General features: G+C 64.0%; 11 protein-coding genes. 2 read left to right on the top strand and 9 right to left on the bottom strand.

Features of this window, described 5'->3' with window-relative positions; translation table 11 throughout:
• Nucleotides 1–19: 19 nt before the first annotated feature.
• The 9 genes from OP494_RS00775 to fdhA form a co-directional block, all read right to left on the bottom strand.
• Nucleotides 20–268 (bottom strand): hypothetical protein, encoded by a 249-nt coding sequence (locus OP494_RS00775; RefSeq protein ID WP_280538846.1) that lies wholly within the window; start codon nt 266–268, stop codon nt 20–22.
• A gap of 153 nt (nt 269–421) precedes the next feature.
• The gene (gene purU / locus OP494_RS00770; protein WP_280538845.1) at nt 422–1,288 is read right to left on the bottom strand and encodes a formyltetrahydrofolate deformylase; all 867 of its coding nucleotides are present in this window, start codon (nt 1,286–1,288) and stop codon (nt 422–424) included.
• Nucleotides 1,275–1,961, bottom strand: a complete 687-nt coding sequence (gene soxG, locus OP494_RS00765; protein ID WP_280538844.1) for a sarcosine oxidase subunit gamma family protein — start codon at nt 1,959–1,961, stop codon at nt 1,275–1,277. Before soxG ends, purU begins: the two co-directional genes overlap by 14 nt.
• On the bottom strand, nt 1,954–5,022 hold the full coding sequence (locus tag OP494_RS00760; RefSeq protein ID WP_280538843.1) for a sarcosine oxidase subunit alpha family protein: 3,069 nt from the start codon (nt 5,020–5,022) through the stop codon (nt 1,954–1,956). The genes soxG and OP494_RS00760 overlap by 8 nt, the downstream gene beginning before the upstream one ends.
• Nucleotides 5,019–5,411: a sarcosine oxidase subunit delta gene (locus OP494_RS00755; protein ID WP_280538842.1), complete on the bottom strand. Its 393-nt coding sequence runs from the start codon at nt 5,409–5,411 to the stop codon at nt 5,019–5,021. Before OP494_RS00755 ends, OP494_RS00760 begins: the two co-directional genes overlap by 4 nt.
• A 12-nt stretch (nt 5,412–5,423) precedes the next feature.
• Nucleotides 5,424–6,674, bottom strand: a complete 1,251-nt coding sequence (locus tag OP494_RS00750; protein WP_280538841.1) for a sarcosine oxidase subunit beta family protein — start codon at nt 6,672–6,674, stop codon at nt 5,424–5,426.
• A 144-nt stretch (nt 6,675–6,818) separates the two neighbouring features.
• Nucleotides 6,819–9,656: a formate dehydrogenase subunit alpha gene (fdhF, locus tag OP494_RS00745; protein ID WP_280538840.1), complete on the bottom strand. Its 2,838-nt coding sequence runs from the start codon at nt 9,654–9,656 to the stop codon at nt 6,819–6,821.
• A gap of 13 nt (nt 9,657–9,669) precedes the next feature.
• Entirely contained in the window at nt 9,670–11,388 is a 1,719-nt protein-coding gene (locus OP494_RS00740) for an NADH-ubiquinone oxidoreductase-F iron-sulfur binding region domain-containing protein (protein WP_280538839.1), read from the bottom strand.
• A 160-nt stretch (nt 11,389–11,548) separates the two neighbouring features.
• Entirely contained in the window at nt 11,549–12,742 is a 1,194-nt protein-coding gene (fdhA, locus tag OP494_RS00735) for a formaldehyde dehydrogenase, glutathione-independent (RefSeq protein WP_280538838.1), read from the bottom strand.
• 269 nt (nt 12,743–13,011) lie between these two features.
• On the opposite strand from fdhA, the gene OP494_RS00730 reads away from it, so the two are divergent.
• Together OP494_RS00730 and OP494_RS00725 are read left to right on the top strand one after the other, a co-directional pair.
• Nucleotides 13,012–14,190 (top strand): MFS transporter, encoded by a 1,179-nt coding sequence (locus OP494_RS00730; protein ID WP_280538837.1) that lies wholly within the window; start codon nt 13,012–13,014, stop codon nt 14,188–14,190.
• Nucleotides 14,191–14,250: 60 nt separating this feature from the next.
• Nucleotides 14,251–15,072, top strand: a complete 822-nt coding sequence (locus OP494_RS00725) for an alpha/beta hydrolase fold domain-containing protein (protein WP_280538835.1) — start codon at nt 14,251–14,253, stop codon at nt 15,070–15,072.
• Nucleotides 15,073–15,078 lie beyond the last annotated feature (6 nt).

Genomic DNA, 15,078 nt, shown 5'->3' with positions numbered 1-15,078 from the left:
AGGGCGTTGGAGGCTGTGCTTATTCGTTCGCGCGCAGGCGAGGCAGCAAATGGGTGTCGATCGCCTGGCGTACCGACGGCAGCATTTCGTCGCTGTGTTGCATCATGTCGTGAATGGCTTCGGGCAAGCCTTCCACGCCAACTTCGTTGTACTTGCATGCCGCCATGCGGGCACAGGTTTCGGGGCAAGCGCCGTCGGGAATGCGCACGCCCAGCGTTTGCAGGCGTTGACGAAAGTCATCGCCGTCGATCAGATCCGCGAGCATCATGTCTTCCCCTCCTCGAATGACGGCGCGCCGGTATGTATCGCCGGCCGCGACCGCAATGGTCGTCGTTGTGGATAGTCATTATCGTGAACGCCTATCGCCATCGGCGTTATCCAAGTTTAGGAGAGCGGTGGCAAAATGCCCGCTCCCGCATCGTCAGCGTGTGAACACCACGGTGCGCCTGGCATGCAAGAACACCCTGCGTTCCAGATGAAGCGATACCGCCCGCGCCAGGGTCAAGCATTCGATATCTCTGCCCTTGGCCACCAGGTCCTCGGGGTAATCGGCATGACTGACCGGTTCCACCCCCTGGGTGATAATAGGGCCTTCGTCGAGATCGTCGTTGATGTAGTGCGCGGTGGCGCCGACCAGCTTGACGCCTTTTTCATAGGCCTGATGATACGGCTTGGCACCCTTGAACCCCGGCAATAGCGAGTGATGGATGTTGATCGCGCGCCCGCTGAGACGCGCGCACATCTCGCTGGAAAGCACCTGCATGTAGCGCGCCAGGATCACCAGCTCGGCGCCGGTGGTTTCGATCACCTCGAGGACGCGAGCTTCCTGCGCCGCCTTGGTCTCGGGCGTGACCGGAAAATGGTGGTATGGCAACCCATGCCCGGCTACCAAGGATTCGAGATCGGGATGATTGGAAATCACCGCGCGAATATCCAGCGGCAACTGCCCGGTGCGATAGCGATACAGCAAGTCGTGAAGGCAATGATCCGCCTTGGAGGCCATGATCACGACCGGCGTGCGACGCTCGGGCGGGGTCAGTTCGAAATCCATCTCGAACTCGAGGGCCCGGGTCGCGAAGTCGGCCTGGAAGGCTTCGGGGTCGAAATCGGAGGCCAGGGGCCGAAATTCGGTACGGATGAAGAACCGCTCGCCCAGGCGATCATCGAACGACTGCTGTTCGGTGATGTAGCAATCACGCTCCTTGAGGAAGCGGGTCACGACATCTACGGTCCCCAGGCGGCTGGGGCACTGCGCGGCCAGGATCCAGGTATCGTTACTGCGGCTCATGACGGCTTTCTCGAGCGACACCGATACCATATTCTTCCCCTGCATCCAGCAGCCAGCGATACACGTAGTCGGCGAAACTGCGCCGCACGATGAGCTCCCAGCGCGACGCGTCCGGGCGACGCAGGATCACGTTGGTCTTGGCGAAGAGCGTGGTCACGCCCTTGCCTACCGTGAACGCATGCGGGTCGACATCATAGACCGTCGACTTCATCAGGACTTCATGCGCCGCCTCCCCGGAGAGTTCGATCAGCGTCTGTCCCGCGCTGACGTCGACGATGGCGACATGCGCCCCGCCGAGATGCGCGCGCAGCCGCGTCTCGAGGCCGAAGGTTTCGTCGCCGGGGACGATCAGCAGCCATTCATCGGGCGATAACCATTGCACGGAGCGCTGACCATCGGCGTCCACGGTAAGCGAATTGGGGCGCCCGGGCAGGCCAACGCCGAGTACCTCGCGCAATGCCTCGTCGAGCACGATGGCACCGCCGCGCAGGATGAGATGCCCCAAGAATGCCCGCTCGCCAATCACCGCACGGCTTTTCTCGCCAGATGCCTCGCCAGACGCCTCTCCAGACGCGGGCATGCCGCTGCGCTGGAAGGAGTACGCCAACGGCGACTCGGCGGTAACGGTAGCGTGATCGGCACGGGCGTCGTAGACATGGACCGAGTTAGACATGCTGGCGCTCTCCCTTGGGATCGACGAATTGGGTGCCGACGATTTCGGCTTCATGCACACGGCCATCGACCATGGGCAAGTAAACGCTCTCGCCCATGCGTTGATGCCCGCCCTTGACCACCGCCAGCGCGAAGCCGCTTTCCAGCGTCGGGCTGTAATAGCTGGAGGTGACATGGCCCACCATGGGCATGGGAATGGCGTGATTCGGCTCGAAGACGATCTGGGCACCCTCTTCCAGCACCACGCTCGCGTCCTTGGGTTTGAGGCCGACGAGTTGCTTGCGCCCTTCGCGGCGCGTATCGGAGCGCGTCAGCGCCCGCTTGCCGACCCACGGGAACGGCTTGTCATAGCCGATGGCCCAGTGCATGCCGAGATCCTCGGGCGTCACCGAACCATCGGTGTCCTGGCCGACGATGATGAAACCCTTTTCGGCGCGCAGGACGTGCATGGTTTCCGTGCCATAAGGAGTCAGATCGAAAGCCTCGCCGCGGGCGAACAATGCCTCCCAGACGTGCATGGCGTAATGCGCCTGGACGTTGATCTCGAAGGCCAGTTCGCCAGTGAAGGAGATACGGAATACCCGCGCAGGTACGCCAGCCACATGCCCCTCGCGCCAGTCCATGAACTTGAACGCCTCACGGTCGAGGTCGATATCGGTCAAGTCAGTGAGCAGCTTGCGCGCCTCGGGACCGGTCACGGTCATCGTCGCCCAGTGATCAGTGACCGAGTTGAAATACACCTCGAGTTCCGGCCATTCGGTCTGGTGCCAGAGTTCGAGCCATTCCAGCACCGGCGCGGCGTTACCGGTGGTGGTGGTCATCAGGAAGTGATTCTCGGCCAGGCAACTGGTGGTGCCGTCATCCATCACCATGCCATCGTCGCCGCACATCAATCCGTAGCGCACGCGACCAGGTGCTAACTTCTGCCACTTGTTGGTGTAGATGCGACCCAGGAACTCGCGAGCATCCGGCCCCTGGATATCGATCTTGCCCAGCGTCGAGGCGTCGAGAATGCCCACGCCCTCGCGAACCGCGCGGCACTCACGGGCCACGGCTTCGTGCATCGTTTCCAGGCGCTCGCCGCCCTCTGCGCGGCGCTTTTGTGGATAGTACCAAGGGCGCTTCCACTGGCCGACGTCCTCGAACTCGGCGCCTCGGGCGACATGCCAGGATTGCATCGGCGTGTAGCGCTCGGGGTCGAAGAGTTCGCGGCAGTGACGACCCACCACGGCACCGAAGGTCACCGGCGTGTAGTTGGGCCTGAATACCGTAGTGCCGGTTTCGGGAATGCTCTGCCCCAGGCAGCGCGCGGCGACCGCCATGCCATTGATATTGCCCAGTTTGCCCTGGTCGGTACCGAAGCCCATGGCAGTGTAGCGCTTGACGTGCTCGATGGATTCGAACCCTTCGAGCGTTGCCACTTCGATGGCAGCCGCAGTGACGTCATTCTGCAGATCGACGAACTGCTTGGGCGCACGCAGCGTGGCTTTCTCATGCGGTATCTGGAACAGCGCGCAGGCCGAGCCTTCATGGCGCGACGCGACACGCGGAAGGTCCGCGTCATTCACGGCAGCGGAGAATCCCAGCGCCGTCGCTGCGTTAGTACCGGCCTCGACACCATCCGCCAGCACCTCACCCAGCGGATAGACGCCACGCGCACCGCCACTCGCGGTGACGCCCGCCACGGTCGAGGGCACGAAACCGATGATGTCGTCGCTCCATACCGGACGCGCGCCGGTATGCGAGGCCAGGTGAATCACCGGGCTGTATCCGCCGGAGCTGGCGATGGTGTCACACTCGAGCGTCTCGACTTTGCCGGTGACCGTGAAGGCGTCTACGTCGATGGCCGCCACACGTGCCGCCGAGACGCGCTGCGTTCCCTTGGCCTCGAGCACGGCGCTACCGGTGATGACACGAATGCCCGCCGCCTTGGCCTGCGCGACGAGGTCGCCCTGCGGTGCACTGCGGGCATCGACGATGGCGGCCACTTCACGCCCGGCCTCCTGCCAGTCCAACGCAGCGCGATAAGCGTGGTCATTGCTGGTAGAGAGCACCAGCTTCTGGCCGGGCACCACGCCATAGCGGCGAATGTAGGTCGACACCGCCCCTGCCAGCAGGTTGCCGGGAACATCGTTGTTGGCATACACCAGCGGACGTTCATGTGCACCAGTCGCCAGCACCACCTGGCCGGCACGTACCCGGTGCAGCCGCGAGCGCGACTGGCGATGACCGGCCTGAGATGGCGCACTATCGCCCAGGTGCTCCGTACGGCGCTCGTGAAGCGTCACGAAATGATGATCGTGATAACCATGCGCGGTGGTACGCGGCAGCAAGGTGACGTTGTCGAGTTCCGCCAGCGCCGCCAGCGTCGTCTTCAGCCATTGCGCGGCGGGTTGATCGTCCAGCGTCTCGCGCGTATCGAGCAGCGAGCCACCCATCGTCTCCTGTTCGTCGGCGAGGAGCACCCGTGCACCGGCCCGTGCCGCCGTCAACGCCGCGCTCAAGCCTGCAGGGCCAGCGCCGACGACGAGCAGGTCGCAATGCCGATGCATGTGATCGTAGATATCCGGATCGGGCTGTGTCGGGCTGCGCCCCAGACCGGCCGTCTTGCGGATGTATTTTTCGTAGGTCATCCACATCGAGGCCGGGGCCATGAAGGTCTTGTAATAGAACCCCGGCGGCATGAACGGACTGCCCAGTTTACCGACCCAACGCATGATGTCGCGCTGCGCGTCGGGCCAACCGTTGGTGCTACACGCGACGAGACCGTCGTACAGCGCCTGCTGGGTAGCGCGCACATTGGGCACCTGAGTCGCCTCCGTGGCGCCCAATTGAACCACCGCGTTGGGTTCTTCCGCGCCGGCGGCGACGATGCCGCGCGGGCGCGAATACTTGAAGCTGCGATTGACCAGGTCCACGCCATTGGCCAGCAAGGCCGAGGCCAGGGTATCGCCGGGATGGCCAGTGTATGAGCGGCCATTGAAGGTGAAGGTCAACGTCTGCGTGCGGTCGACCTGGCCGCCTTGCGCCAGGCGGTTGGACTGTGATGCTGTCTGGCTCATGCCTGTGCTCCCTTGACCGACGCCAGGGCGGCGTCACTGGCACCTACGGTCTGCTGGCCGCCCTCGGCAGCCTGCACGCTCGCGGTTTTTTCCTCACGCGCCAGATGCTCGGCGCCCACTGTCGGCTGCTCGCCCATCTTGTAGGTTTCGAGGATCTCGTAACTCACGGTATTGCGCGTGATGTTGAAGAACTTGCGACAGCCCACCGCGTGCAGCCACATCTCGTGATGGATGCCGCGCGGGTTGTCGCGGAAGAACAGGTAATCGCCCCATTCCTCATCGCTGCAAGCCTCCGGCTCCTCGGGACGCGCGATGTGCGCCTCGCCCTTGGGATGGAACTCCTCTTCCTCGCGCAATTCTTCGCAATAGGGGCAGTAGATATGAAACATGGTGGTTCTCCCTTAGTGCGCGACGCCAGCGGCGCCGTGCTCATCGATCAACGCTCCGCTGTGGAAGCGGTCGATGGAAAACGGCGCAGCGATGGGATGCATTTCGCCCTTGGCCAAGCTCGCGGCGAATACATGGCCCGATCCTGGCGTTGCCTTGAAACCGCCCGTCCCCCAACCGCAGTTGAAGTAGAGCCCCTTGACCTTGGTCTTGGAAAGGATCGGACAGGCATCCGGGCAGGTATCGACGATGCCGCCCCACTGGCGGTTCATGCGCACCCGGGAGAAGATCGGGAACATCTCGACGATGGCCTGCAAGGTGTGCTCGACGGTGGGATAGCTGCCCCGCTGGCCGTAGCCGTTGTAGCCGTCGATGCCCGCGCCGATGACCAGATCGCCCTTGTCCGACTGGCTGATATAACCGTGCACGTGATTGGACATCACCACGGTATCCAGCACCGGCTTGAGCGGCTCGGAAACCAGCGCCTGTAGCGGATGCGATTCCAGTGGTAGATTGAAACCGGCCATCCGCGCCAGCACGCTGGAATTGCCCGCCGTCACGCAGCCCACGGTCTTGGCCTCGATATCGCCGCGATTGGTATGCACGCCCTGGATCTGCCCATCGCGAATCTTGAAGCCGGTGACCTCGGTGTTCTGCAGCAGATCGACGCCCAGTGCATCAGCGGCGCGAGCATAGCCCCAGGCCACGGCATCGTGGCGAGCCACACCGGCGCGTGGTTGCCAGGAAGCGCCCATGACCGGATACCGAGCACGCTTCGAACAGTCCATGATCGGCACCAACGACTGGACGCCCTCGGCGTCGAGCACTTCACCGTCGATACCGTTGAGACGGTTGGCGTTGACCCGGCGCTGAATATCACGCATGTCCTGCAACGTATGGCCCAGGTTGAGCACCCCGCGCTGGGAGAACATGACGTTGTAATTGAGCTCCTGGGACAGCCCCTCCCAATGCTTCATGGCATGCTCGTAGAGTGCCGCCGACTCATCCCATAGATAGTTGGAGCGCACGATGGTCGTGTTGCGCGCGGTATTGCCGCCACCCAACCAGCCCTTTTCCACCACCGCGACATTGGTGATGCCGTGCTCCTTGGCCAGGTAGTAAGCGGTCGCCAAGCCATGCCCCCCGCCACCGACGATAATCACGTCGTAGCGCGGCTTGGGCGTGGGATTGCGCCATTGGCGTTGCCAATCTTCGTGATGACGCAGCGCGTGCTTGACGAGCCCGAAGCCTGAATAACGTTGCATACCCTCTCCCCTCCGCGGCCCCCGTGCTCTGGACTGGCACGACGACGTGTCTTTACATGCCGCGATGGTAGCCCTGTCGCCCCTGGGGCGGAGTGCTTGCAAACGTCACGGCCGGATGCGTTTGCGACACACCGATGTAGACGGTCACTTTGCGCTCAACCGGCTAGCGGCGTACTTGAACTCGGGGATCTTGCCGAACGGGTCCAGCGCCGAGTTGGTGAGGATATTGGCCGCCGCTTCCAGATAGCAGAAAGGCACGAACACCATGCCTTGCTGCATCAACGGGTCGGTACGTGTCTTCAAGGTGATACTGCCGCGGCGGGTGGTGATGGTGATCGGCTCGCCCGGTGACAACCGCAGGCGGCCCAACTCCGACGGGGCAAGGCTTGCCACCGCTTCGGGCTCGAGGTCATCGAGTACCCGGGTACGCCGGGTCATGGAGCCGGTGTGCCAGTGTTCCAGTTGGCGCCCGGTAATCAACACCGTGGGATAGTCGTCATCGATGGGTTCATCCGGCGGCAATGGCCGGGTCGGCGTGAACGTCGCCCGTCCGCTCGCGGTGGGGAAGGCGTCAGAGAACACCACGTCGGCACCGGGGGCATCCTCGGCGGGACAGGGATAGGTCACCGAACTTTCTCGCTCGAGACGCTCCCAGGAGATATGGTCGAACGAGGCCATGCCCTGCTTCATTTCGGCGAACACCTCACGCGGATGCGTGTAATGCCACCCCAGCCCCAGGCGATTGGCAAGCGCCTGGATGATCCACCAATCGGGCTTGGCTTCACCGGGCAGTGGCACAGCGGCCCGGCCGAGCTGCACCTGGCGGTTGGTATTGGTCACGCTGCCGTCTTTCTCCGGCCAGCTCGAGGCCGGCAGGATCACATCGGCGTACTGTGCGGTCTCGGTGACGAACAGATCCTGCACCACAAGATGCTCGAGCTTGCCAAGCGCCTTGCGTGCATGATCGAGATCCGGGTCGGACATCGCGGGATTCTCGCCGAGAATGTACATCCCCTTGATGCTGCCATCCGCGATGGCATTCATGATTTCGACCACGGTGAGCCCCGGCGTTTCGTCCAGCGGCGTGTTCCATAGCTCCTCGAAGGCACTGCGCACCTGGGCGTCGCCCACCGGCTGGTAATCGGGCAGCACCATGGGAATCAGGCCGGCATCGGAGGCGCCCTGCACGTTGTTCTGACCGCGCAGCGGATGCAGACCAGTGCCGGGGCGGCCGGTCTGACCGCAGGCCAAGGCCAGCGAGATCAAGCAGCGGGCATTGTCGGTGCCATGCACGTGCTGGGAGATGCCCATGCCCCAGAAGATCATCGCCCGCTCGGCCTGCGCATAAAGCCGCGCCAGCTCGCGAATAAGTTCGGGCTCGACGCCACAGGCGGGTGACATCGCCTCCGGCGTCATGTCGCGCACATGGGCCTTGAGTGCTTCGAAGCCCTCGGTGTGGGCATCGATATAGGCCTGATCAAAAAGCTCTTCGCTGATGATGACGTTGAGCAAGGCATTGTAGAACGAGACGTCGCCGCCCGGGGTAAAGCGCACGCTGCGGTGGGCGTAGGCATCCAGCGACTGGCCGCGCGGGTCGAGGATGATAAGCTTGGTGCCATTCCTGGCCGCCTGCTTGAAGTAGGTGGCCGCCACCGGGTGGTTGATCGCCGGGTTGCAGCCGGTGAGGATCACGACCTCGGCCTCGAGGGCCTGCATGAAGGAAGCCGTCACCGCCCCCGAGCCGATACATTCCATGAGCGCGGCCACCGAGCTTGCATGGCAGAGTCGGGTGCAGTGGTCGACGTGATTGGAGCCGAAGCCGGTGCGCACCAGTTTCTGGAACAGCCAAGCTTCCTCATTGGAGCATTTGGCGCTGCCGAAACCGGCCAGGGCATCGGGGCCATGATTTGCCTTGAGATTGGCAAGCCCCCCGGCGGCCAGGTCCAGCGCCTCTTCCCAACTCGCCTCGCGGAAGTGGGTCAGCGGCTGAGCCGGATCGAAATCAGGGTCGAGCCCCTTGGCTACCCCAGGACGACGGATCAGCGGCGTGGTGAGCCGCGACGGATGGCGCGGATAGTCGAAGCCGAAGCGCCCTTTGACGCACAGGCGATTCTGATTGGAAGGCCCCTCGCGCCCCTCGACGAAGAGAATCGCATCGTCCTTGACATGGTAGGTGAGCTGGCAGCCTACCCCGCAGTAGGGACAGACGGAGTCGACGGTACGGTCGGCCACCGCTGAATCGCCACGGCCTACCTCGTCGACCAGGGTCGCCGGCATCAGCGCTCCAGTCGGACAGGCCTGAACGCACTCGCCACAGGCCACGCAAGTGCTCTCGCCCATGGGGTCGTCGAAATCGAAAACGATCTTGGAAGCACCGCCACGATGGGCCAACCCGATGACGTCATTGCCCTGTACTTCGCGACAGGCGCGCACGCAGAGGTTGCACTCGATGCAGGCGTCTAGATTGACGTTCATCGCCGAATGACTGGCGTCATGGGTCGACGAGGCCCTGAGGGAATGCTCGGGAAGACGCACATGATTCACCGTGGGCGCATCTCGGTCGGCCCGCGCCGGTAACCGCTGGCGCACTGCGGAGGCATCGATGGCCAGTTGATCGGTCATGGCCCAGAAATGACTCGAGCGGTCGGGGCTATCGTCGCGCGCCGGCTGGTCGGCGAGCAGCAGCTCCATGACGCCTTCCCGAGCCGTGCGGGCCCGCTCGGAGCTGGCGCTATGGACCACCATGTCAGGGACAGCCTCGCGCAGGCAACTGGCAGCCAGGGCGCGCTCGCCTTCGACTTCCACCATGCAGGCGCGGCAGTTGCCGTCGGCGCGATAACCGCTGGCGTCCTTGTAACACAAGTGAGGAATGGTCTCGCCGGCGCGCTTGGCCACCTGCCAGAGGGTCTCCCCCGCATTGGCGCTCACTTTCACGCCATCCAGGGTCAGGGTGAAACTTGTGTTTGAGCTCTGTTCGCTCATGTTCTGTCTCCCTTTATCCCTTGATGATGACGTTCTGAGCGGCGAGTTCACCGCGGAAATCTTTGAGCAGCCCCAATACCGGGTTGGGGGCCGCCTGGCCGAGGCCACAGATGGACGCATCCATCATCACTTGGGAGAGGCGCGTCAGGGTCGCAGCGTCCCATTCGTCGCCCTCGAGCAGGGTCAGCATCTTCTCGGTGCCCACCCGGCAAGGGGTACATTGGCCACAGGACTCGTCGGCGAAGAAGGCCAGCAGATTGGTGGCCACAGCGCGCAGATCGTCCCGATCGGACAGCACGATCACAGCGGCCGAGCCGATAAAGCAGCCATCCGCCTGGAGGGTATCGAAGTCCAGCGGGATATCGGCCTTGCTCGCCGGGAGTATCCCACCCGAGGCGCCACCGGGCAGGTAGGCAGCCAAGCGGTGGCCCTCAGCCATGCCGCCGCAATACTCCTCGATCAACTCATTGAGGGTGATGCCCGCCGGGGCCAGGTGCACACCAGGATGTTTGACTCGACCGGAGACCGAAAAACTGCGCAACCCCACCCGGCCATGACGGCCATGACCGGCGAACCAGTCGGCGCTCTTCTCCCATATCGACGGGATCCAGTAGACGGTCTCCACGTTGTTTACCAAGGTGGGGCGGTCGAAGAGCCCCTTCTGGGCAACGAAGGGGGGACGATGGCGAGGCTTGCCGGGCTTGCCTTCCAGCGATTCGATCATCGCCGACTCCTCGCCGCAGATATAGGCGCCGGCGCCACGGCGCATCACGATATAGCCCGGTGCCACCAGGCCGGTGGCCTCGAGCTCGGCGATGGCCTCGTGCAGCACCCGGTGAAGACCTGGATACTCGTCACGTAGATAGATGTAGAGCGCCTCGGCCTCCACCGCCCAGGCACTGACCAGGGCCCCTTCGAGGAAACGATGCGGTGAGCGCTCCAGGTAGACGCGGTCCTTGAAGGTGCCGGGCTCGCCTTCGTCGGCGTTGATGGCGCAGTAACGCGGACCTTCCTCCTGGCGCACGAAATACCATTTCTTGAAGGTCGGGAAGCCGGCCCCACCCAGGCCACGCAGGTTGGCGGCTTCCAGCGTCTGCATCAGCGCCTCGACCGTGATGCGTCCCTCGTGGCAATCGGCAAGCAACCCATAGCCGCCTTCAGCGCGATAGTCCGCCAGACGCTGCCAGAGAATCGCCTCGGGATGGTAGTGGCCGGTATCGATCACCGCCCCCACCCCTTCGTGAGTGGCGAAAAGCACATGGTGATGCCCCACTTCCACCACCGGCGCGGTATCGCAGCGGCCCATGCAGGGGCCACGTACCACCTTGACCGCCTCTGGATCGACCCCGGCCGTCAGTTCCTCCTTGAGCGCTTCGGCGCCGGCCAGTCGGCAGGAAAGCGAATCGCAGACCCGCACCGTCACCTCGGGCGGTGGCGCCTGGTCGTCGTGGACCACCTCGAAGTGCGCATAAAAGGTCGCCGTCTCATAAACCGCCGCCATGGGCAAATTCATGTAGGCGGCCAACGCTCGGAGCGTCACCAACGATAGGTATCCATGGGCATCCTGGAGGGTATGCAGATGCTCGATCAGGAGATCGCGGCGCCGCCGTTCGCCGTCCTCGCGCTCATCGCCAAGGAGTTGGCGAAGCGCCGCCAGGGCGACGGGGGGCAGATCACGACCACGCAGCTTGCCGCGGAAGCGACGCTTGGGAGTGAGGGTCTCGACGGTCATGGCGTGCTCATTGTTATCGGTAGGCACTTGCCCGGGAATCCGCTGTCCGGCGGGACGGACCGCCATAAAGAACAGCCCCCGGAGATCGGCCATCCTGTCCTGAGACAGGCGCCTCGTTGCATGTTAGCCCCGGTCTCGCGCCGGGGCCATTCACTACCGCTCAGGCGGCCACGTTACCGTGCGGATCGATGACGAATTTCTTGGCCACGCCTCCGTCGAAGTCCGCGTAGCCGCGCGGTGCTTCGTCCAGGGAGATGACCTCGACATTGACCGCATCGGCGATGTTCACCTTGTCGAACAGGATCGCCTGCATCAGTTGCCGGTGGTACTTCATCACCGGGCACTGGCCGGTATGGAAGGAATGTGACTTGGCCCAGCCCTGGCCAAGACGCATCGACAGGTTGCCGTGTTTGGCTTCCTGGCTCTCGGCACCCGGATCTTCGGTAACGTACAGTCCCGGGATGCCGATCTGACCGCCTGCCCGGGTGACGTCCATGCAGGCATTGAGCACCGTGGCGGGCTGCTCGTGCGCGTGGTTGTGGCCATGACAACGCGCCTCGAAGCCGACCGCATCCACCGCACTGTCCACTTCACGTGCACCGAGGATGGGTTCCAGCATGTCCGCCATCGGCGTGTCCTGGCGCAGGTCCAGGGTCTCGCAGCCGAAGCTTTTGGCCTGATCGAGACGCTGCGGGTTCATATCGCCGACGATGACACAGGCGGCGCCCAGCAGTTGGGCGGAAACAGCTGCGGCCAGACCGACCGGGCCGGCCCCAGCGATGTAGACGGTGCTGCCGGGGCCGACACCGGCGGTGGCGCAGCCGTGAAAGCCAGTGGGGAAGATATCGGACAGCAACGTCAAATCGCGGATCTTGTCCATGGCGATATCGCGGTCGGGAAACTTCAACAGATTGAAGTCCGCATAGGGCACCATGACGTACTCGGTCTGGCCACCGACCCAACCGCCCATGTCGACATAACCATACGCGGCACCCGGACGCGCGGGATTGACGTTGAGGCAGATGCCAGTCTGGCCTTCCTTGCAGTTGCGGCAACGCCCGCAAGCGATGTTGAAGGGCACCGAGACGACATCGCCGACGCCGATGAACTCGACGTCGCGTCCGCACTCGACGACTTCGCCGGTGATTTCATGCCCGAGCACCATGCCGCTCGGCGCGGTAGTGCGGCCACGCACCATGTGCTGGTCGCTGCCACAGATGTTGGTAGTGATGACCTTGAGAATCACGCCGTGCTCGCATTTGCGATTGCCCAGCGCCAGCTCGGGAAAAGGGATCGACTGGACCTCGACATGGCCGGCGCCCATGTAGATCACGCCGCGGTTGGCTGCACTCATGGCTATTGTCCTTTGGTTTCGTGGTGAGAGGCGTCGTGGCGTCAACGCCACTCTTCGACCATAGCCCTCTTACTGGCGCGTACTGTTCCCAGCGAGTCATCGCCATGCTCAAAAGAGACATTGCCGTGCCAACCGCAGCCCCGCTTATTGTGCGCCGCCTTATCATAAGCGCGACTTGTTCCGGCTCCGGGGGCGTGCTATTCAAGCAATGATCGAAATACGCCCTACCCCGAAGCGTATCCACCGCCCACTCGCCACCGGAGCTCACCATGGAGGCCTCGACCGCCACCGCCTCGTCTCGTTCCCAGTCCTATCCCGCTCGCCTGACCGGCATGAGCTGGGCGCATTTCCTCAATGACGGCGCCGCCAATTATTTACCGGGCGTGCTGCCGGCGATTCTGATCTCGCTCAATCTATCGGTGGCGCTGGCGGGTACGATCATGGCGGCCTTGCTGATGGGCCAGGCACTGCAACCGCTGGTGGGGATTTTCGCCGACCGGGTCGGAGGCCGCGTCATGGTCGCCCTGGGGCTCGCCGGTTCGTCGCTGGGCGGCGCCCTGATAGGCTTCGCCTCCGGCTTCTGGCCTCTGCTCGGCATTCTGATGCTGATCGGGATCTCCAACGCCTTCTTCCATCCCCAGGCGCTGGCCGGCATTCGTCGTCTGGGTGGCGAGCGCCCTGGGACCGCGATGTCGATCTTCATGGTCGGCGGTGAGGTGGGGCGCGGTGTATGGCCGGCCCTGGCGAGCTGGGTGGTGGTGCAATGGGGACTGGGCTACCTGTGGCTGCTCGCCCTGCCCGCGCTCGCCACGCTGCCGTTCATGCTGCACTGGGCGCCGCGTCTGCCGCCACGCGCCGCAGATGCCACCCCCATCGCCTGGCGTCTGCATGCCGGTCCGCTATCGCGGTTGGTGACCTTTTCCGCCCTGCGTTCGCTGATGATCCTCGCGGTGGTGACCTATGTACCCCTGATGTGGGCCCAAGGCGGGGGCGACCTGACGACCGGCGCCAGCTTCATCACCGTCATGCTGGTCGTCGGTGTAATCGGCAACCTCGGCGGCGGGAGGCTCTCGGATCGCTTCGGTCGCCGCCCGGTGTTGATCGTCGCCATGAGCGTCTCGGTCATCATGCTGGCGGCTTTCCTGCTGGCCGAAGGCATCTGGCTGTGGATCGTGCTCGGCGTGCTGGGCATCAGCCTGTTCGCGACCTTGCCGCTGGGCATCCTCATCGCCCAAGACATCCTGCCCGAAAATCGCTCACTGGGATCGGGCATGGCGCTGGGCCTGGCCAACGCGCTGGCGGCCCTCGGCGTGATGCTGCTGGGGCCGGTCGCCGCGCTGTGGGCCCCCGCCGCGCCACTGTGGATCGCCCTGGGCGGCGGCGTGATCAGCATCTTCCTGGTCAGCGGCCTGCCCGAGCACATGGAAAGAAACATCGGTCAGGGATAGCATGAACTGAGAGACAAGGGCGTGCCGACCTGCGTCAGCGCCCGCACGAGGAGCTTTCGAATGCAGATCGAGTCGTTCATTCAGCGTCTCATGCCGATCGACGATCACGCCGATGCCCCGCTCGGTGAACGTCGACGCCTCTATGAAGCCCTGCATGCCGAGTATCGTTCAACCGATCCGAAAGGCATGCAGATCGAAGACGACGTTGTAGCCGGTGTCGCCGTACGCCGCTTCCTACCGGCACAAGCCATGGGCGAGTGCCTCGTCTATGTGCATGGCGGCGGTTGGAACTTGGGGTCACCACAAAGCCACCACGGAATCACCGCCGATCTCGCTGAGCGGCTCGAACGCGAGGTCGTCAGCGTCGACTACCGCTTGCTGCCAGAGGCGCACTACGGTGAGGCGCTGGACGATTGCCGCATGGTGGTGGAAGCACTCGCGCCCGTCGCCGTGATCGGCGATAGCGCCGGCGGCCGCCTGGCACTCGACATCGCGGGCGCGAGCCCGTGGTCAGGAATCCTGGGCGTGATCTATCCGGTGGTGGGCACGCCGACAGCCGAGACTCTGGGCGCAGACGCACCGCTGCTATCCTGCGCAGATATTCTCTCGTTGTGGGAGATGGCCGCCAACGACGTGCCCAAGCTCGACCCACATACCCCGCCCGCCATGCGCATCGAGGCATTGTCAGTGGAGCACGACCCGCTGACGCGGCCACTGGAGCAGGCCATCGAACGCTGGCGTGCGGCCGGCGCCTCGGTCGGCTACCGCTGCGCTCCGAACATGGTTCATTCGGCGCTGCACGGCCACGCCGAGCTGCCCGACATGGCCGCCGCCTGGCAGAACTTCTGTCAGGCGCTACGGGCGCGCCTGGACGACGTGTAGGCCTTA

Source organism: Chromohalobacter sp. 11-W (assembly GCF_029889905.1).
Lineage (GTDB): Bacteria > Pseudomonadota > Gammaproteobacteria > Pseudomonadales > Halomonadaceae > Chromohalobacter.
Note: the sequence above shows the minus strand (reverse complement) of the source record. Positions and strands in the feature narration are given on the sequence as shown.

Coding starts and splice junctions, on each gene's coding strand:
- fdhF (WP_280538840.1), bottom strand. CDS start 9,656: ATGAGCGAACAGAGCTCAAACACAAGTTTCACCCTGACCCTGGATGGC.
- fdhA (WP_280538838.1), bottom strand. CDS start 12,742: ATGAGTGCAGCCAACCGCGGCGTGATCTACATGGGCGCCGGCCATGTC.
- OP494_RS00775 (WP_280538846.1), bottom strand. CDS start 268: ATGATGCTCGCGGATCTGATCGACGGCGATGACTTTCGTCAACGCCTG.
- OP494_RS00730 (WP_280538837.1), top strand. CDS start 13,012: ATGGAGGCCTCGACCGCCACCGCCTCGTCTCGTTCCCAGTCCTATCCC.
- soxG (WP_280538844.1), bottom strand. CDS start 1,961: ATGTCTAACTCGGTCCATGTCTACGACGCCCGTGCCGATCACGCTACC.
- OP494_RS00750 (WP_280538841.1), bottom strand. CDS start 6,674: ATGCAACGTTATTCAGGCTTCGGGCTCGTCAAGCACGCGCTGCGTCAT.
- OP494_RS00755 (WP_280538842.1), bottom strand. CDS start 5,411: ATGTTTCATATCTACTGCCCCTATTGCGAAGAATTGCGCGAGGAAGAG.
- purU (WP_280538845.1), bottom strand. CDS start 1,288: ATGAGCCGCAGTAACGATACCTGGATCCTGGCCGCGCAGTGCCCCAGC.
- OP494_RS00725 (WP_280538835.1), top strand. CDS start 14,251: ATGCAGATCGAGTCGTTCATTCAGCGTCTCATGCCGATCGACGATCAC.
- OP494_RS00740 (WP_280538839.1), bottom strand. CDS start 11,388: ATGACCGTCGAGACCCTCACTCCCAAGCGTCGCTTCCGCGGCAAGCTG.
- OP494_RS00760 (WP_280538843.1), bottom strand. CDS start 5,022: ATGAGCCAGACAGCATCACAGTCCAACCGCCTGGCGCAAGGCGGCCAG.